14 protein-coding genes and 2 riboswitches are annotated in these 18,220 nt (G+C 72.3%); of the genes, 5 read left to right on the plus strand and 9 right to left on the minus strand.

The features are described from left to right. Positions 1–37 precede the first annotated feature (37 nt). The 4 genes from MXD61_RS02590 to fbaA form a co-directional block, all read right to left on the minus strand. Positions 38–505 carry a DUF3151 domain-containing protein gene (locus MXD61_RS02590; RefSeq protein WP_308222669.1) on the minus strand — a complete coding sequence of 156 codons (468 nt, stop codon included), beginning with the start codon at positions 503–505 and terminating at the stop codon, positions 38–40. A 45-nt stretch (positions 506–550) separates the two neighbouring features. Continuing rightward, a complete protein-coding gene (locus MXD61_RS02595; RefSeq protein WP_248811256.1) occupies positions 551–1,279 on the minus strand; it encodes a transglycosylase family protein in 729 nt (242 codons plus the stop codon). Between the two features lie 2 nt (positions 1,280–1,281). Then, positions 1,282–1,427, minus strand: a riboswitch (cyclic di-AMP (ydaO/yuaA leader). A 508-nt stretch (positions 1,428–1,935) separates the two neighbouring features. Then, complete coding sequence (locus MXD61_RS02600; RefSeq protein ID WP_248811257.1) at positions 1,936–2,616, minus strand: transglycosylase family protein; 681 nt, start codon at positions 2,614–2,616, stop codon at positions 1,936–1,938. Positions 2,617–2,623: 7 nt separating this feature from the next. Beyond that, positions 2,624–2,855, minus strand: a riboswitch (cyclic di-AMP (ydaO/yuaA leader). A 906-nt stretch (positions 2,856–3,761) separates the two neighbouring features. After that, complete coding sequence (gene fbaA, locus MXD61_RS02605; RefSeq protein ID WP_163550008.1) at positions 3,762–4,799, minus strand: class II fructose-bisphosphate aldolase; 1,038 nt, start codon at positions 4,797–4,799, stop codon at positions 3,762–3,764. Between the two features lie 336 nt (positions 4,800–5,135). Between fbaA and MXD61_RS02610 the strand changes: the two genes are divergently transcribed. From MXD61_RS02610 to MXD61_RS02630, 5 genes are all read left to right on the plus strand, one after another. Continuing rightward, positions 5,136–5,918, plus strand: coding sequence for a DedA family protein (locus tag MXD61_RS02610; RefSeq protein WP_248811258.1), 783 nt, complete (start codon positions 5,136–5,138; stop codon positions 5,916–5,918). Positions 5,919–6,006: 88 nt separating this feature from the next. After that, complete coding sequence (locus tag MXD61_RS02615; protein ID WP_248811259.1) at positions 6,007–6,552, plus strand: CAP domain-containing protein; 546 nt, start codon at positions 6,007–6,009, stop codon at positions 6,550–6,552. Positions 6,553–6,736: 184 nt separating this feature from the next. After that, positions 6,737–7,975, plus strand: coding sequence for an NAD(P)-dependent oxidoreductase (locus tag MXD61_RS02620; protein WP_248811260.1), 1,239 nt, complete (start codon positions 6,737–6,739; stop codon positions 7,973–7,975). After that, the gene (locus tag MXD61_RS02625) at positions 7,968–8,537 is read left to right on the plus strand and encodes a GNAT family N-acetyltransferase (RefSeq protein ID WP_248811261.1); all 570 of its coding nucleotides are present in this window, start codon (positions 7,968–7,970) and stop codon (positions 8,535–8,537) included. The genes MXD61_RS02620 and MXD61_RS02625 overlap by 8 nt, the downstream gene beginning before the upstream one ends. 440 nt (positions 8,538–8,977) lie before the next feature. Beyond that, complete coding sequence (locus MXD61_RS02630) at positions 8,978–10,051, plus strand: nucleotidyltransferase (protein ID WP_248811262.1); 1,074 nt, start codon at positions 8,978–8,980, stop codon at positions 10,049–10,051. 41 nt (positions 10,052–10,092) lie between these two features. On the opposite strand, the gene MXD61_RS02635 is transcribed toward MXD61_RS02630, so the two are convergent. The 5 genes from MXD61_RS02635 to clpB all read right to left on the minus strand — a co-directional run bounded on the left by MXD61_RS02635 (position 10,093) and on the right by clpB (position 17,930). After that, the gene (locus tag MXD61_RS02635; RefSeq protein ID WP_248811263.1) at positions 10,093–11,526 is read right to left on the minus strand and encodes a PH domain-containing protein; all 1,434 of its coding nucleotides are present in this window, start codon (positions 11,524–11,526) and stop codon (positions 10,093–10,095) included. Then, complete coding sequence (locus tag MXD61_RS02640) at positions 11,523–12,008, minus strand: PH domain-containing protein (RefSeq protein ID WP_248811264.1); 486 nt, start codon at positions 12,006–12,008, stop codon at positions 11,523–11,525. Before MXD61_RS02640 ends, MXD61_RS02635 begins: the two co-directional genes overlap by 4 nt. A 25-nt stretch (positions 12,009–12,033) precedes the next feature. Next, a complete protein-coding gene (locus MXD61_RS02645; RefSeq protein ID WP_248811265.1) occupies positions 12,034–14,232 on the minus strand; it encodes an MMPL family transporter in 2,199 nt (732 codons plus the stop codon). An 80-nt stretch (positions 14,233–14,312) separates the two neighbouring features. After that, positions 14,313–15,233: a pseudouridine-5'-phosphate glycosidase gene (locus MXD61_RS02650; RefSeq protein ID WP_248811266.1), complete on the minus strand. Its 921-nt coding sequence runs from the start codon at positions 15,231–15,233 to the stop codon at positions 14,313–14,315. Between the two features lie 69 nt (positions 15,234–15,302). Further along, positions 15,303–17,930 carry an ATP-dependent chaperone ClpB gene (gene clpB, locus MXD61_RS02655; protein ID WP_248811267.1) on the minus strand — a complete coding sequence of 876 codons (2,628 nt, stop codon included), beginning with the start codon at positions 17,928–17,930 and terminating at the stop codon, positions 15,303–15,305. Positions 17,931–18,220 lie beyond the last annotated feature (290 nt).

The following is an 18,220-nucleotide window of genomic DNA, read 5'->3' on the forward strand; positions in this document are numbered from 1 at the left end:
CGTACGGACCGGCTCCGCGGGAGGCCTCCGACGGGCCTCAGACCAGGCCGAGGACGCCGGCGACGGTGGGGTCGCTGTCGGCGAGGAAGGTGCGGCAACGGTCGGCCTCGGCCGTCTCGCCGATGACGGCGGCGGCCTGGCCGAGGACGGCGAGCGCACGCAGGAAACCGCGGTTGGGCTCGTGGGACCAGGGGATCGGACCGATGCCCCGCCAGCCGGCGCGGCGCAGCACGTCCAGCCCCCGGTGGTAGCCGGTGCGGGCGTAGGCGTAGGCCTCGACCGTGCGACCCGCGGCGAAGGCCTGTTCGGCGAGAACCGCCCAGGCGGCGCTCAGCTCCGGCGTGGCCGCCGCGACGGCGCTGGGATCCTCACCGGCGGCCAGCGCAGCGGTGGCGGCCGCGTCCGAGGGCAACCGCGTGGGGGGCGGGCCGGACAGCAGGTTGTGACCGGCCGCGGTGCCGCCATGGCCGCTGTGGCTGCCGTGGCCCGAATCCGACGAGGTCATCATGACCTCATCCTGCCGCACCCGGTCGTGCGGTGCCGCACCGGGTCAGGAGCGGACGGTGACGTTCCACAGGTTCTCGCCGACCACACCGGCCTGCCCGTCGCTGGTCCGGGTCAGGTAGCCGTACAGCGCGGCGATGCCCTGCGACTGCGGGCCGAACTTGCCGTCGACGGTGAGCACGAAGCCCTTGTTGCGCATCGCGGCCTGCCAGACGAACGCATCGGGCCGGACATCCCCGCCGTAGCTGGCGTTCAGGACGGTGCCGCTGAACGAGCCGTCGCCCATCTCCTGCCGGGCCCGGTCGAGGGTCATCGGCGGTTCGGCCGGGGTGAGGGCCTGCTCGATGACGTCACCGGAGCCGGAGCCGACGCTCGCCGGGCCGTTGTTGACCAGCCCCATCTTGCGGGAGCAGGACGGCCACGGCTGCCAGCCACGGGAGTTGTACAGCTTGGCGGCGGCCTCGTCCTGGGTGGCCGGGGATGCCTGGTACGGGCGGCCGGAGTAGCCCAGGCCGTGCCAGGTCTGATCATCGAACTGGTAGGCGCCGGTGAAGCCGTTGCCCGTGTTGATCGCGTAGTTGCCGCCGGACTCGCATTGGCGGAGCTTGGCGAAGTCGTCAGCGGTGGCGGCCCCGGCCGGACTGGCGCCGACCGCGGTGACCGCGAGGCCGCTGCCCACCAGGGCGGTGACCGCGCCGGTCGTACGCAGGATACGGGTCGCAGCCGAGGGGGCCTGCGCTGCCCGGTGCTTACCTCCACGCCGTGCTGACGGCATGTCAGTCCAATCCCGTGTCGCCTGCGGGGTGAGCTGTCGGGTTCGGACTGGGATGGCCCGGCCGGCGTGAGCCGACTTAACCCCAAGGACGTCCGGAGACGCCCGGGAGTGGTTCCCCCACTCCTGCCCATGTCGGTGCGCTCGGCCAGCCGCCTGGACAGTGGGCAGGACTCGGCGTCCGTCCCGACGGCATCGCCTGATGGCGAGTGAGCGGCACTCTAGCGATACCGGTCCAGGCCGTGCAAACCGGGGTGGTTCGTGGCAACCGGGCGACCCACGCACAGGGCGTGGCCCGGACGGGCCGCCCGATCGTGGAACACCGGTGCACCTCAGGGGTCGCCCCCGTGTACCCGAAGGGTTGGCCGGGTAGTACCTCGGTGCTGGGGGTGCCCCGGTGGGGGGTGGTGCGCCCGACCGGCCCCGTTGACTCCCGCGCGCCGGAGATCGTCCGGGCTGTGCGGGGGGACCGGTCGGGTCGTGGCGTCACGCTGCCCGGCCTGTGCGGCCGGGGTGGGACGGCTGGCGCCGCCCGGGGCTTGTGTCCCCATGACCCGGGCGGGTCGGACCAGATGCGGATGGTGCCGGATGGCGGCGTCGCAACCGGTCCAAGGACGCGTTGTGGGTGGCGTCCGGCTCAGTGCGGTGCGGCGGGTGGCTCAGCCGAAGGTGGCGTGCCATGTCGCCGGTCCGACGACACCGTCGGCGGCGAGACCCCTGGCGGACTGCAGCGCGCGGGCGGCAGCGGCGGAGCGTGGGCCGAAATGACCATCTGGGACGAGCGGGTAACCGATCTGGCTCATCCGCGCCTGCCAGGCTCGTACGTCGGCGCGGTTCTGCCCGGCCAGCGCGGTCGAGAGGGTACGGGTGTACGAGGGCGTCGAGAGTGCCGCGGGGGCGACGGTCAGCGCGCCGCGCTGCGCGGTGCGGGACGCCTGCACCGCCGCGCCGGACGAGGAGCCGCCGGCGAGCTGCGCCGTGCCCATGCCACGGCCGCAGACCGGCCACTGCCCGAAGCCGGAACGCTGGGCCAGACGCAGCGCGGCCTCGTCCTGGACCGCGGGTGCGGCCTGGTGCGGCAGGCCGGTGTAGCCGAGGCTGCGCCAGGTGCTGGCCGAGAACTGGTACGCCCCGAAGTAGCTGTTGCCGGTGTTCGTCGTGTAGTTACCGCCGGACTCGCACTGCCGCAGTCCTTCCCATGTGGTCGCCGCCTGCGCTGGACCGGCGACGGCGAGTGAACCGCCGACCGCCGCTGCGAGAACTGGAGCAACCATGAGAACCCGCGCCCGTATACGGGTGCCGGCGCTCCATTGTCGGCCACTGGTACGTGCGTCGGACATGTATGTGTAGTCCTTCCCCACGCCTGCGAGGTGAGCTGTCGGATTCGGGCTGGGAACTGCCCGGTCATGCCAGGGACATCCTGGGACGCGCACAGACCGAAACCACGGTCGGTCTGGCGACGCATGACTTCACCCCTAGAGCATCGAATCCTTTCGATGCTCGGAGATGGTTCCCCCGTTCCTGCCACATGGTGACGGAGAAATCGCCGGTCGGGGGCAGGATTCGGCGTGCCGCCCGACGAATGCCGCACGTTGTCGTTCGGCACGGCGATGACCATAACCACGCCGTCCGGCGAGTCGCCAAGCATTGAATAGGGTGCGTGACCAACAGCACACTCGGCGTGGCTGCTTGGTGATGGGGTGCATTGGCTGGTAACGCGCGTGCGCGCCCGCTCATCAACCTGGCGACATCTTCGAATGGCCGTTTTGTGCGCGCCTGCTCACGCTGTTTGCCGATGGGGCACGATGGGCGGAGCGTAATGATTTATGTCGAACGCGTCACCTGGTCGCCGACGCGCCATGATGAGCGGCCGTATCCGACTGATGGCTTTGTGTGCAGATTCTGCCTTGATGGGGTTCGACGTGGCAATACGCCGATGCTGGTCGATGCGTGGGCAGCTGTGAGATACGCAATGGTCTGCAACCGGCTTGTTACATGGCTGTGATTTGGTCTCGCAACGTAAAGTGATCGTGTCTATGGGTGACAGGTTCGGGGCGGATTGCGGACTCTGACGGGGGGGATGTCCGGTCCATGTCGCCTGTCCGGGACCGCGGCCGGGCGGCCCCACCGCCACGGATCTGACGCTGCGTAGAGAAGTCGTGGCGTTCGGCTGGTAGGTGGGCGGGTGGTCCACGCCCCAGGGGTCGGCTATGGCGCCGTCATGCCTATCCGGCACGGCCGGAGGCTTTGGGCGGAACCGTCTGGCCGCGATGGACCGCGGTGGCGGTGCCCGAGATGTGCCGAGATGACGGTTCCGCGACCGAGAGGACGGTGCCGCAACGCAGTGGTCCCCCAGTCGCGAGCGGCAACTGGGGGACCGGCGGTTCTGGGCGGTGACTCCGCTGCGGGACTGTTTCTCCCGCCCGGGGTCGTCCCGCCCCGGATGGATGGAGCCCGGCTGGTTCGTCGGGCCTTCCTGTCTGGGTCAGGCCTTCCCGAGCGAACGGCCGGTGGAGCGCAGGTCCTCACAGGCCTGGGCGACTCGGGCGGCCATGCCCGCTTCGGCGAGCTTTCCGTAGGTTCGTGGGTCGTAGGCCTTCTTTACGCCGACCTCGCTGTCCACCTTGAGGACACCGTCGTAGTTCTTGAAGGCGTGGTCCACAATGGGGCGGGTGAATGCGTACTGGGTGTCGGTGTCCACGTTCATCTTGACGACGCCGTAGTCCAGCGTCTCCCGGATCTCGCTGAGGTCCGAACCGCTACCACCGTGGAAGACAAGGTCGAACGGCTTGGAGCCGGCCGCAAGGCCCAGCTTCTGTGCGACGTGGTCCTGGCCGTCCCGAAGAATCGTGGGGCGCAGCTTCACGTTGCCGGGCTTGTAGACGCCATGGACGTTGCCGAATGTCGCGGCGAGCAGGTAGCGACCCTTGTCACCCGAGCCAAGAACCTCGGCGGTCCGCCACATGTCACCGGGGGTGGTGTAGAGCTTCTCGTCGATCGCGCCGACGACACCGTCCTCCTCACCGCCGACCACCCCGATCTCGACCTCGAGGACGATCCGGGCGGCGGTCGCGTCCGCGAGCAGTTCCTCGGCGAGCTTGAGGTTCTCCTCGAGCTCGACCGCGGAGCCGTCCCACATGTGCGACTGGAACAGCGGGTCGCGACCGGCCGCCACCCGCTCGCGGGAGATCGCGATCAGCGGCCGGATGTAGGTGTCCAGCTTGTCCGCCGGGCAGTGGTCGGTGTGCAGTGCGATGTTGACCGGGTAGGCCTTCGCGACATGGTGGGCGAACTCGGCCAGCGCCTCGGCGCCGAGCACCATGTTCTTCACCGTGGAACCGGACAGGTACTCGGCGCCGCCGGTGGACACCTGGATGATGCCGTCGCTGCCGGCTTCGGCGAAGCCGCGCAGGGCGGCGTTCAGGGTCTGCGACGACGAGACGTTGATCGCGGGGTAGGCGAAGGCCTCGGACTTCGCACGGTCGAGCATCTCGGCGTAGATCTCTGGCGTGGCGATGGGCATCGGTGGGGCTCCTTGTCGAAGCTGTCGGGGCGCCGATCAGCCATAAAAGGCGGCACGGGCCGGCCCGATCGGGCGCAAGCGCACCCGCGCGACTGTTGGTGGGCGAAGGGTATGACGACGCGCGTCGTTCGGGTGGCCGGATGCGGTGGACGTCGCGGCACAGTTGCGCCGACGCCGGTCGGCCGCGTCCGAACATGGCGCGTCCGGGCGAAGCCACGCCGTCCGGGCGAAGCGGTGCCGTCCGAACGGCCTGGGACAGCGCGGGGTGTGGTCCACCACGGCGACCAAGGGCTCCGCGTCGGACTGTCCGCGGTGGATTGGCGGCACACTGGACGGGTGGATGTCGGTCACCTGTCCGGGACGACCCTGTACGCCGTCGTCTTTGCGATGATCTTTATTGAGAGTGGTGTGCTGGTCGGTTTCTGGCTGCCCGGCGACACCATTCTGTTCGCCGCCGGTCTGGTCGCCGCCGACGGCGGCGCCGATGTCTCCATCTATGCCCTGTCCGGCGGGGTCGCGGTCGCCGCCAGCGCCGGTGCCGTGGCGGGCTATTACACCGGGGCCCGGCTGGGTCGGCCCTATCTGGAACGGCGGCACGGAACAGCCCTGGCTCGGACGGACGACTTCTATCGCCGGTTCGGCGCCGTGACGCTGATCGTGGCCCGGTTCGTGCCCTGGGCCCGGACCTTCGCACCCGTGCTGGCCGGCGCGGTGGCGATGCCGTGGCACCGGTTCCTGGCCGCCGCCGTCGCCGGTGCGCTGGTGTGGGGCAGCGGCCTGATCGTGCTCGGGTATCTGGCGGCGGACATTCCGGGGCTGCGGGACGCGGCGGGCCCGATGGCCGGGGTGGTCGTGCTGGTCTCGGTGCTGGCCGGGCTTGGCGGTGAGCTGCTGCGCCGACGCGCGGGCCGACGCCGCGCCGTGAGCACGGATCCAGCGGCGAGCACGGATCCAGCCGCGAGCACAGATCCAGTGGTGGCGACCGCGACGCGGGCGGATGCTGTGCGGACCGACTCGGCGGTGGACGAGCCGGTGATCGTTGAGGTGCCGTCGACGGGGGTGGCCGTGGTCGACGCGCCGCACACAGCCGACGCGCCGCACACAGAGGAGAGGAGGTAGCCAGGGCCGAAACGTGGTTCGCCACCGTTGGGCTGGGCTGCGATCGATCCGGTGACCTGGGTCGGGGGCCGACCAGGCGAAGGATTCGATGCGCCGTCCGGTCGCTCGTCGCCGGGCGGGCCTGCTGCCCCCGCTCGTCACGGCGGCCCTGGCCGCGGGGCTGACCGCCTGTTCGCTGGCGCCCGGCCCCGGGGCGTCCGGGGAGTCCGGGGCATCCGGGGCGCTGGGCACCCGTGCGACGGACCCCGCCGTCCAGGCCACCTCTACTACCTCTACTACCTCTGTTACTGGCGCCGCGGTGGGCGCGGCCGACGTGCTGGCGTCCACCGGGGGTGTCGCCACGCCGAGCGGGGCGCCCGCGGCTTCGGCCGCCGCCGTGGGGTCGGCGAACGCCCACGCGACGGCGCTCGCGAACATCCTCAACACCGTGGTCATCCTCACCAACCTGATCGCCGCGGAGAACATCGCCGCGGGTCAGCCGACACCCGACGCGGTCGTGCGAGCCTGGATGGCCAGCCCCGGACACCGGGCGAACATCCTCAACCGCTCGCTGCGGCGGATCGGTGCCGGTCCTGCCGGGGGTGGGCCCTACGGCGCCCACTGGACCCAGGACTTCATCACGCCCCCGCGCTGAGATCTCCCGACGTCGGCGGACCGGTGCCACTGGCCTGGATACGGTGTGGCCGGACGATCCCGTAGGGTCGAAACGTCGTCGCCGAGGGCAGTCGGGCCACCTTTCCGGCGCCCTGACGGCGGCAGCGACAGCACGCCGTCACAGGGGTGGCCCGGCGCGGGTGCCCCGGGCAGGAGGAGGGGCCGTGGTTCGCGCGGTGGTCACCGGCGCGGCCGGTTTTCTCGGTGGGGCGATCACACACGCGCTGCGCCAGGCGGGCACCGAGGTGGTGGCGCTGGACATCCGCCGGGCACCGGGCATCACGACGGCCGACATCACCCGTCCGGGGGACTGGGAGCGGGCGCTGGACGGTGCCGATCTCGTCGTCCAGGCGGCCGCCGTCGGCCTGGGTGGCGTGGCGGAACTGACCCCGGTCCGGCCGGGGCGGGCCGGCGCGCCGGTGCGGGTGGCCGCCGGTGAGATCCGGCGGGTGACCCTTGCCGGCACGGCGAACCTGCTCGACGCCGCCGGCCGCGCGGGCGTCGACCGGTTCGTTCATCTTTCCTGCGTGGACGTGGTCAACATCGCCGCCACCCAGCGAGCGTCCACACCGGAGAAGACCATGTCCGCCCCCGGTTCGCCGCAGGCGTGGGCCGAGGGCCTGGCCGGGCCCGGCGGGCTGCTCGACGAGTCGGCGCCGGTCGGGCTCACCGGGGATGCCCGGGCGGACGCGCTGGCCGCGGCGGAGCAGGCGGTGGCCTCGGCGGCCGCGCACGGGCTGGGCGCGACCGTCGTGCGCGTCGGTGACGCCTACGGAGCCCGGGCGGGGCGTTGGACACTGTGGCCGGTGCTGCTGCTGCGCGCCGGGCGGTTCGTGGTGGTCGATGGTGGCCGCGGCATCCTCAGCCCGGTGCACGTCGACGATGTCGTCGACGCGGTCGCGGCGGTCGTCGCGGCCCCGCGAGCCGTGGTGGCCGGCGAGGTGCTCCAGGTCACCGGGGGCGAGTCGGTGCCGGCCGCGGACTTCTTCGGTTACTACGCGGACATGCTGGGCGTGGCGGCGCCCCGCTCGGTGCCCGCGGGCATCGTCGGGGCGCTCGACGGCTGGGAGCGGCTGCGCGCACTCGCCGAGGGGCGTCGGGGGCGCGGCACGACCACGACGACGGCCGGGTCCAGCGCCGGGACCGGGGCGGGTGGACCGCGGGCGCTGGTGCGTGGGGTCGGTGCCCGGCTCGGCGCCGGGGTCGATCCACGGGCTCGGGTGGACGTCGGGCCGCTCGGTGTCCGGGAGCTCACCCGCGAGCGCGGCTTCTCGTCCAGCCGGGTAGGCGAGCTGACCGGCTGGGCACCGAGGGTGCCGCTGGTCGAGGGGATGGCCCGCACCCAGGACTGGTTGCGGGAGCGGGGGCTGCTCGGCGTGCGGGAGCCGTCCCGTCGTGGGTGAGGGGCCGACACTCACCACATCCCGGCTGCTGGCGCTGCCCCTGACCGTGTGGAACGCGGGCTATGTCGCGGAGGAGCTGGCGTCGGCGTTGTCGTTCACCTCGGTCGTGGTCGGTTCGGGTGGTCCCCGGCAGCCGGGGGTGGCGCCGGACGGGGGTCTGGTCGGCACCGATCCGTATGCCGACCGGTCGGACCCGCGTGACCCGGCCGGGTCACTGCGTCGTGAGCTGCGTCGCCGGGCCGGGGCCGGTCGGTCCGTGCTGACCTGGGTGCTGCGGCGGCGATCGGAGCCCGCGGCGGTCGGCCTGCTGGTGGCCGACACCCAGGGCCGGCGGGCGGTGGTCGGGGTGTCGATCGCGTTCGGTTACCGCAGGGAGGGCTACGCCACCGAGGCGGTGCGGGCGGCCGCGGGCTGGCTGGAGTACCGCGGTGTGCTCGTGGAGACGCGGATCCGGCGCGGTGACGCCGTCGGCAAGCGCCTCGGGCAGGCGACCTCGTTCGTGCCGACCCCCGTTCTGGTGGCCGGATGGTGGCGGGTCTGGCTACGGCCGCCGGCCGGCTGAGATCGACCCCCGGCCGGCTGAGACCGACCCCCGGCCTGCGCGCATGCCACCAGTGGACTACCGCGCGGTCCACGTCGTCGGGCCCATTGGTGCCAACCGGGGGCTGTCCCGCGGGCGTCCCGAGGGCCCCTGGCCAGGGGCCCTAACACGGACGAACATCGTTGTGTGTCTGTTGCGTCGATGATGTCCTGTTGACCGGGATCTGGCCGCGACCTTCTCGTAGTTTTCTCGTCACTGGACGAGCGGTGGAACACGCCACGCCGACAGCCCCCTGTTCAGACCGTGACGCCCTGGGGCACCATGTAAAGCGATGTCGCGACCAAGGCCGACGGGCCGAGGGCAGGGCGGGGCGACCGGGGCGGGCTGTGGGAGGCTCGCCGCGCGTCCGGGGAGGGGAGCCCGAACGTTTCGGCGCCACCTGCGCCTGGGAGGTCAGCAGCATGAGCGTGGACACCCCTCGGGGAACACCGGCCGGAGCCCGGCCCGGTGAGGTCACCTATGACCATCTGGTCATTCCGTCGCACTGGCGGCGGTCACCCGCCTCCACGCCCGGCGAGCCCAACGCGCTGTTCCCGTCCGAGGACGGTGCGTCCGGGCAGCCCGATGCGATGCCGCCTGGTCCGCCCTCGGGGGCGATGACCGGGCCGTTGCTGGTCGGGACGACCGCACGTGCGTTCGCCAAACTCGACGACATGATTCGGCTCAGCGCCGAGGAGAAGGCGGTGATCGCCGCCCGCCGTGACGAGGCCGAGCGTGCACTGCGGGCGATCTTCCCGCCGCGGTGCGCGCTGCCGCTGGTCGGCGTGGCCACGATCGGCTCCGCCGGTCGCGACACGATGATCCGCCCGCTGGACGAGGTCGACATCTTCGCGGTCTTCTCCGCGGCCAACAGCGCGTGGAAGCGGTTCCGCTGGGACTCGCGCGACCTCGTCCTGTGCGTGCGCAACGCGATCGGCGGCGAGCGCATCCAGACCATCGGCAGCCGCGGCCAGGCCCTGCGCATCGTCTACGACGCCCCGCCGGATGTGCATCTCGTGCCCGCCTTCGACCATCCGCGGGCCGGTTACGTCATGCCCGACCGGGTCGGCGGCTGGTTGCCGACCCGACCCGAGCGACACCTGGGCTGGACGGCGGATCTCGGCCCCCGGGTGATCTCGGCGGTGCGGCTGCTCAAGGCCTGGAACCGGGTGTGCGGCAGCCACCTGCGCTCGTTCCATCTCGAGGCGCTCGCCGGGCAGGTGCTCGGTGGTCGTGGTCTGAACACCCGCCAGGGCCTGGCCGAGGTCTTCCGGTACATGGACGAGGTGGGTCTGCGCGTCGCCGACCCGGCCGATGTCGGTGGCGATCTGTCCAGCTACGTCCGCTCCGAGGATCTTGACGTGCTCGGGGAGAACGTCCGCTTCGCCCGGCTCTACTCGGCGAAGGCGCTGGCCGCCGAACAGGCCGGTGACCACGGGGAGGCTGTGGCCCTGTGGGGCGCGGTGTTCGGCCCGGAGTTCCCCACCTTCGGCTGAGCCCCAGCGGCCCAGCGGCCGGCTGGGCCGCTGCTCAGTGCTCAGTGGTCGGGGTGATCGGGTCGTCGGCCCAGGCGGGACAGTTCCGCCTGGGCGTAGACCAGTGCGGTCGCCGCCTGGCGGTCGCGGTGGCCGCTGCGCACCCGGACGGGGCCGTCGATGGTGTCGAAATGGACGTCGGCCAGCCGCAGGAGCCGGGCCAGCGGGTTCGCGATCAGCCGGATGCTCTGCACCTTGCCGTGCGCGATGATGTCGGTGTGGCGCCGGAGCAGTCCGTGTCGGGCGACGAAGATCCGGTCGTCGGCGCCGCAGGCGAGCACCCACCAGTGCGCCGGCGCGAGCAGCAGTGCCCGGCGCGGTCCGCGGGTGAGCGCCACTGCGGCGACGTCCACCCCGGGCAGCAGCGCGCCGACGAGCGCCATCGCCTCGTCGTGGCGGGCCACCGGCAGCAGGACGGTCGGGCCGCTGCCGGCGACGTTCATCCGCAGGGTCACCCAGCCGAACGGTCGCCACAGCAGCGGCGCCGTGATCCGCAGTGCCTGGACCCGCCCCGGTGGCACGGTCGCATGGGCCCGTTCGATCAGGCCGCTGTCCAGGCGTAGCCCGTCCGCAGAGGTGGACACCGTGTACGGATAGCCGACGGCGAACACCCGGACGGTGCGATGCCACAGCCAGCCGAGGATCGGGATCGCGCCGAGCACACCGGTGCGGGTCCCGGTCAGCAGGGACGGGACGGCGATGGCCGCGACGCCGAACACCGCCACCCACGGCGCCGGGGACAGCGCGATCGCCGCGGCCAGCCGGGTCGGCGGCACCTCGGCGAGCGTCGCCGACCCGTCCGACCCGTCCGAAGGGCCGAAGGGGCCCGGGGCCGCCGGGCTCGCCGCCGCGGGCCGCGCGGAGCCGGTCAACAGCTGGCTGCGCAGCCGCTGGGCGTGGCCGAGCGAGAGGTAACGCAGGTCGGAGGTGGCGCTGCCGCCGTCGGAGTCGGCCCGGTCCCGGCGTTCGTGGCCGGCGAGGTCGAGTCGCACGACGGCGAGCCCGACCAGCCGGGCGAGCAACGGCTGGACGAGATCGACGGCCTGCAACCGGTCGAGGCGGACATAGCGGGTACGTCGCACCAGCAGGCCGGTGTCCAGGCGCAGCCCGTCGCCGTCGAGCCGGTAGCGGGTGAACCGCCAGACGCAGTACCCGTAGATGCCGGCCGCCGGTACCAGGAAGAGCATCGTGAGGCCGATCGCTCGGGCGGTCACCTCCTCGGCGAAGGTTCGCCCGACCGTCGCCGCGAAGGCGGCGACGATCACCCAGCCGCGCAGGAACGGTGTCAGCGGATGCAGCCGTCGGTACCCGTCATCGCCCGACTCCGGCGACTCCGGCGACTCCGGTGGGTCTGGTGGGTCCGGTGGGTCCGGTGGGTCCGGTGGTTTCGGCGGGTCCGCCACGGTTGGTTCGGTGGCCTCCCAGGAGGTGGTCAAAGCCCGGCCGATCTGGCCTCGCCGCGTTCGGTGAGGGCGTCGCGCAGCCGGGCGGCCTCGGCGGGGCGCAGACCGGGGATGACGGCGTCGCTGGTCGCGGCGGCGGTGTGCAGCTGCACCTTGGCGATGCCGAACCGGCGGGCGAGCGGTCCGGCGCTGACGTCCACCAGTTGCATCCGGCCGTAGGGGACGACCACCAGGCGCTGGATGAGGATGCCCCGACTGATCAGGAGATCGTCCTCCCGCTCGGCGTAGCGCCAGGCGCGCCAGACCCGCTCGATCGCGAACCAGGCCCAGCCGGCCACGGCGATCGGGACGGAGGTCAGCAGCAGCCACGGCCAGCCGTCCACCATCACCGTGATCAGCAGTGTGAGCATGACGGCCGGCACGGTCACGCCCAGCAGCAGGGTTCGCCGCAGCCGGCGTAGCTGCGGCGGCAGGACCTGCCAGGACGCCGGGTCCGGAATGAGCGCTTCGGCCATGGGGCAACCTTAGGTCGCCCGCTGATTACGTCTGCCTCGATTTCGGCCAGTGGCGTGACCGGACCGGTTCGACCGGGGCCGCCTGATCCGGACGGGCGAGCCGCCCCGGCCACCAGATCCGCCGACCGATGTCCAGACTCAGCGCCGGGACCAGCACCGATCGCACGACCAGGGTGTCCAGCAGGACGCCGAAGGCGACGACGAAGCCGATCTCGGCCAGTTGGACCAGCGGAAAGATGATCAGTGTCGAGAAGGTCGCGGCGAGCACGATACCGGCGGAGGTGATCACCCCGCCGGTGACGGCGAGCGCGTGCAGCACGCCGGGCCGGGCACCGATCCGCTGCGCCTCCTCCCGGACCCTTGTCATCAGGAAGATGTTGTAGTCGACGCCGAGGGCCACCAGGAAGATGAACGCGAACAGTGGCAGTGACGGGTCGGCGCCGGGAAACCCGAACAGCCAGCGGTAGGCGACGGCGCTGGCCCCGAGCGCGGCCAGATACGACAGCACGACCGTCACCATCAGCAGCAGCGGCGCGATGATCGCCCGGAGCAGGAAGATCAGAACGGCGAACACGACCGCGAGGACCAGCGGGATGACCACGGTGCGATCCCGGACGGCGGCCCGGCGCACGTCGAGGTTCACCGCCGTGTTGCCGCCGACCATCGCCGCCGCGTCCGGGATGCGGTGCACCCGCCGCCGCAGGTCACGCACCGCCGCGAAGGACGCGGCGCTGTCCGGCCGCTCCCGCAGGACCACCAGGAACTGCACCTGGTGGCCGGCCCGTCCGGTCTCGGCCACCGCGGCCACCCCGGGTGCCGCGCGCACGGTCGCCTCGACCGCCGCCGCCGCCGCCGTGTTCGCGATCACATAGGTCGGCGCCGCGACGCCCGGCGGGAAGTCGGTGGCCACCAGGTCCACGCCGCGCACCGACTCGACGTCGCGGCGGAACCCCTGGTCGCCGCGCAACGAGGTGTCCATCGCGAACAGCCCGAGGGTGAGCCCGCCCAGCAGCAGCGACGTGATCACCCAGACCGTGCGCGGCCGGCGGTCGATCGCCGTACCGACGCGGACCCAGCGTCCCGGCTCCTCGGCGAGGTCGAACTCGGTCAGATCCTCATGGCCGGGGACGGTCGGGGCGGCGAGCGCGGCGGCGTGCGCCGACCGGGCGGCCGCGCCGTGGCGGGCCGCCTCGGTGACCGGCGGGTGTTCACCGAAGTGGGGAATCCGCGGCCAGAACAGCCGCCGTCCGCACAGCACCAGCGCGGCCGGCAGCAGGGTGGTCATCGTGACCAGGGCGGTGGAGATACCGATCGCGCCGACCGGGCCGAGCCCCCGGTCGGAGGCGAGCTCCCCGACCAGCAGGCAGAGCATGCCGATGATGACGGTGCCGGCGGAGGCGACGATCGCGGGGCCCGCCCGGCGCATCGCCTGGCGCATCGCCTGGCGCGGATCACGATGCCGGGTCAGTTCCTCCCGGTAACGGGCGATGAGCAGCAGGGCGTAGTCGGTGCCCGCGCCGAAGACGAGCACCCGCAGGATGCCGGAACTCTGCCCGTTCACGGTGAGCCCGGAGTGCCGGGCGAGCAGGTCGATGATGCCGGCGGCGGCCTGGTCGGCGATGCTCACGGACGCCAACGGCACCAGCCACAACAGCGGACTTCGGTACACCACCAGCAGGATCACGGCGACGATCCCGGCGGTGACCAGCAGCAGCCGGGACTCGATCGTGCTGAACAGGTGGTAGGTGTCGGCGACCAGGCCGGCCGGTCCGGTCACGGCGATCTGGGTACCCGGGGGAGCGAGCCCGGCGGTGATCCGGCGCATCTGGCGCACCTCGTCGGTGAACCGGGCCACATCGTCGGACTGGGCCAGGGGCACGGTGAACACCAGTGTCCGGCCGTTGGGCGAGAGCACCGGCCCCAGAATCCGCCCGGACGCGAAGGGCCTGAGCGCCGCGGCGATCGCGGTGGCCGCCGTCCGGTCCCGGGCGGCCAGACCGCTGGGTCTGGTCATCACGACGACGGTCGGTACGGCGTCGCCGCCGGGGAACTCGCGTTGTGCCGCGAGCAGCCGGGTGGACTCGGCCTCGGCCGGCAGGAAGGCGGCGGCATCGTTCTTCTCTGCCTGCGGCAGGTGGAAGGCCAGCGGGCTCAGCGCCGCCGCGACGACGATCCAGAAGGCGATGACGAACCAGGCCGACCGACGGCCGAGAATCCACGACACGGTCGGTCACCTCCCTGCTCGCTCACCCACCGTTACGGCGTCGGGTGAAATCGTCGCAGGTCCGTGCCTGGGGCGCTGGTTCAGCCCGTCGCCGCCCAGGCCCGGGCGACGTCGGCGGCGACCGCGACGTTGTTACGCACCGCGTTGATGTTGACCTCGAGGCTCGCCCCGCCGGTCTCGCGATGGAATGTCTCCAGCAGGAAGGGAGTGACCGACTTGCCGCGGATGCCACGTTCGGACGCCCAGGCCAGCGCGTCGGCGAGCACCCGGTCGTGCAGCCCGGGGTCGAGGGCCAGTTCCACCGGCAACGGCGCGGCGACCACGATCGCGTTGCGTAGCCCCAGGTCGTCGGCCGCGCTCATGGCGGCGGCGACCTGCGCCGGCTCACTGACCCGCCAGTCCAGGTCGTAGGAGGTGTGTGGCAGGTAGAAGCCGGGAAACGTCGACGTGCGGTAGCCGACGACGGTGACCCCGAGGGTCTCGAGGCGTTCGAGGGTGGCGCCGACGTCGAGAATCGACTTCACCCCCGCGCACACCACCGTGATCGGCGTGGTGGCCAACGTGACCAGGTCGGCGGACTCGTCGTAGCTGTCGCCGGCACCGCGGTGCACGCCGCCGAGCCCGCCGGTGGCGAACACCCGCACGCCGACCCGGGCGGCGAGCAGCGAGGTGGCCGCGACGGTCGTCGCGCCGGTCCGGCCGGTGGCGCGGGCGACCGGCAGGTCACGTACGGACAGCTTGACGACGTGCGGGTCGTCGGCGATCCGCAGGAGATCCGGGTTGTCCAGCCCGACCCGGGGCACGCCGTCGATGACCGCGACGGTCGCCGGGGTCACCCCCTGCTCGCGGAGCTGCGCTTCGAGCTGGGTGGCGACCTCCCGGTTGCGGGGCCGCGGCAGCCCGTGCGCGATCAGGGTCGACTCCAGGGCCACCACCGGCTCCCCGGCCGCCAGGGCCTGGCGCACGGCCGCCGAAACGACGATGTTCGATCTGCCCGCCATGCGCCGACCCTATGCGACTCACTGATTAACCTGTTGCAACCCTTTTTGTGCGGTCGGCTACGTCCGCCGCTACAGGGTTTTGCCGGTGCTGGCCGCCGACGCGGGCGCGGCGGTGACGGTCAGCGCGGCGGCGCCGGGTGTCGCGTCCACCACGGCCTCGTCGCCGTCGCGGATCTCCCCGGCGAGCAGCTGGCGGGCCAGCTGGTCGCCGATGGCGGTCTGCACCAGCCGGCGCAACGGCCGGGCGCCGAACACCGGGTCGTAACCGACATCGGAGAGCCAGGCCCTGGCCGCCGGGTGGACGGTCAGGGCGATCCGCCGGTCCCGCAGCCGGTCCCGCAGCCGGTCGAGCTGCAGATCGACGATGCGGGTCAGGTCGTCCCGGCCAAGCTGCTCGAAGACGAGGACGTCGTCGAGCCGGTTGAGGAACTCCGGCTTGAACGCCTCCCGCACCGCGACCATCACCGACTCGCGTCGCACCTGCGGGCTCAGGGTGGGATCGGCGATGAACTGGGAGCCCAGGTTGGAGGTGAGGACGAGGATGGTGTTGCGGAAGTCGACGGTGCGCCCCTGCCCGTCGGTCAGCCGGCCGTCGTCGAGGACCTGCAACAGGATGTCGAACACGTCGGGGTGGGCCTTCTCCACCTCGTCGAGCAGGATCACGCTGTACGGCCGGCGCCGGATCGCCTCGGTGAGCTGGCCGCCGGACTCGAAGCCGATGTAACCGGGGGGCGCGCCGATCAGGCGGGCCACCGAGTGCTTCTCGGCGTACTCGCTCATGTCGATGCGCACGACCGCCCGTTCGTCATCGAACAGGAAGTCGGCCAGCGCCTTGGCGAGCTCGGTCTTGCCGACGCCGGTGGGCCCGAGGAACAGGAACGACCCGGTCGGACGGTCGGGGTCGGCGATGCCGGCCCGGGCCCGCCGGACCGCGTCCGACACCGCCCGCACGGCCTCCTCCTGCCCGATCACCCGGGCGTGCAGCTCGGATTCCATCCGCAGCAGCTTCGCCGTCTCGCCTTCGAGCAGCCTCCCGGCGGGGATGCCCGTCCACGCGGCGACGACCTCGGCGACATCGTCGGGGCCGACCTCGCCGCCGAGCATGGCGCCACCGGACGAGCCGGCCGCGGTCACGGCGTCGGCGGCCTCGGTCAGGCGCCGCTCGAGCGCGGGGATCGTGCCGTACCGCAGCTCACCGGCCCTGGCCAGATCGAGATCACGCTCCGCGAGCTCGGCGGCCCGCCGGGCGTTCTCGAGCTCCTCCTTGATCTTCTGGACCTCGGAGATCGAGTCCTTCTCACGGTGCCACCGCGCGGTCAGGCCGGACAGTTCCTCCCGCCGGTCGGCCAGTTCCCGCTGCAGGCGCTCGCGGCGCTCCCGGGAGGCGTCGTCGCTCTCCTTCGACAGCGCCATGTCCTCGATCTCCAGGCGGCGCACCGCGCGCTCGAGCTCGTCGATCGCCACCGGACGGCTGTCGATCTCCATCCGTAGCCGGGAGGCGGCCTCGTCCATCAGGTCGATGGCCTTGTCCGGCAGGAACCGCGCGGTGACGTACCGGTCGGACAGGGTGGCCGCGGCGACCAGGGCGGCATCGGTGATCCGCACGCCGTGGTGCACCTCGTAGCGCTCCTTGAGGCCACGCAGGATGCCGATCGAGTCCTCCACGGTGGGCTCGCCGACCAGCACCGGCTGGAAGCGGCGCTCCAGCGCCGGATCCTTCTCGACGCGGGTGCGGTACTCCTCGAGGGTGGTGGCGCCGATCATGCGGAGCTCGCCGCGGGCCAGCATCGGCTTGAGCATGTTGCCGGCATCCATCGCGCCCTCGGCCGCGCCGGCACCGACGACGGTGTGCAGTTCGTCGATGAAGGTGATGACCTGGCCCTCGGCCTCGCGGATCTCGTTGAGCACCGATGTCAGCCGCTCCTCGAACTCCCCCCGCAGCTTGGAGCCGGCGACCATCGAACCGAGGTCGAGCGAGACGATCCGCCGACCGCGCAGCGACTCGGGGACGTCGCCCGCGACCACGCGCAGCGCCAGGCCCTCGACGATCGCGGTCTTGCCGACGCCGGGCTCGCCGATGAGTACCGGGTTGTTCTTGGTACGCCGGGCCAGTACCTGGATCACCCGGCGGATCTCGGCGTCCCGCCCGATCACCGGGTCGAGCTTGCCCCGCTGGGCACGCTCGGTGAGATCGATCGAGTACTTCTCCAGCGCCCGGTAGGACCCCTCCGGATCACGGCTGGTGACCCGGTGGGCGCCGCCGCGGACCTGGTCGAACGCGGCCCCCAGCGCATCGGGCGTGGCGCCGACCCCGGTCAGGATGCGCCCCGCCTCGCCGCCCTCCTCCGCGATGGCGACCATCAGGTGCTCGACCGAGGTGTACTCGTCGCCGAGGCGGGCGGCCTGCCGCTCGGCGCCCGTCAGCACGGCGATGAGCTGGCGGGACAGCTGGGGGGCGGAGACGCTCATCCCGGTCGCGCGGGGCAGCCGGGAGAGGGCGGCCTCCGCGCGGGTGCGGACGGCCTCGGCCGAGGTACCCACGGACGCCAGCAGCGCGGCGCCGACGCCATCCGCGGTCTCGAGGAGCGCGGTGAGCAGATGCAGGGGGTCGACGAGCGGGGACCCGTCGCCGGTGGCTCGACTGATCGCCGCGGAGAGGGCCTCCTGCGAGCGGGCGGTGAGGCGTTCAGCGTTCATCGTTCACCATCCATCGTTCACCGTTCACCGCCCGTCCTGCACCGACGACGACCACCATGGAGGTTCACCCTCGGTGCTCACCGTCGGCGTCTGCGGGTGTGGCGGATCGCGGAGGTCACAGAAACAGGTCGGTCTGTTCAACGCTCACTATACCTGAGTCGTTCCCACTCAATCCTGATGTGGAACCTGGGCTCCCCGCCTGGGGCGCGCGGACCGGTTGCGGTCGCCACTCGGGCCGGAGACGGCGAAGGGGCTTCTCCTCCGCCGGACAGCGGGAGAGAAGCCCCCAG

It is taken from the genome of Frankia sp. AgPm24 (assembly GCF_023243055.1).
Classification (GTDB): Bacteria; Actinomycetota; Actinomycetes; order Frankiales; family Frankiaceae; genus Frankia; species Frankia umida.

Coding starts and splice junctions, on each gene's coding strand:
- fbaA (WP_163550008.1), bottom strand. CDS start 4,799: ATGCCCATCGCCACGCCAGAGATCTACGCCGAGATGCTCGACCGTGCG.
- MXD61_RS02600 (WP_248811257.1), bottom strand. CDS start 2,616: ATGTCCGACGCACGTACCAGTGGCCGACAATGGAGCGCCGGCACCCGT.
- MXD61_RS02595 (WP_248811256.1), bottom strand. CDS start 1,279: ATGCCGTCAGCACGGCGTGGAGGTAAGCACCGGGCAGCGCAGGCCCCC.
- MXD61_RS02640 (WP_248811264.1), bottom strand. CDS start 12,008: ATGGCCGAAGCGCTCATTCCGGACCCGGCGTCCTGGCAGGTCCTGCCG.
- MXD61_RS02590 (WP_308222669.1), bottom strand. CDS start 505: ATGACCTCGTCGGATTCGGGCCACGGCAGCCACAGCGGCCATGGCGGC.
- MXD61_RS02615 (WP_248811259.1), top strand. CDS start 6,007: ATGCGCCGTCCGGTCGCTCGTCGCCGGGCGGGCCTGCTGCCCCCGCTC.
- clpB (WP_248811267.1), bottom strand. CDS start 17,930: ATGAACGCTGAACGCCTCACCGCCCGCTCGCAGGAGGCCCTCTCCGCG.
- MXD61_RS02630 (WP_248811262.1), top strand. CDS start 8,978: ATGAGCGTGGACACCCCTCGGGGAACACCGGCCGGAGCCCGGCCCGGT.
- MXD61_RS02650 (WP_248811266.1), bottom strand. CDS start 15,233: ATGGCGGGCAGATCGAACATCGTCGTTTCGGCGGCCGTGCGCCAGGCC.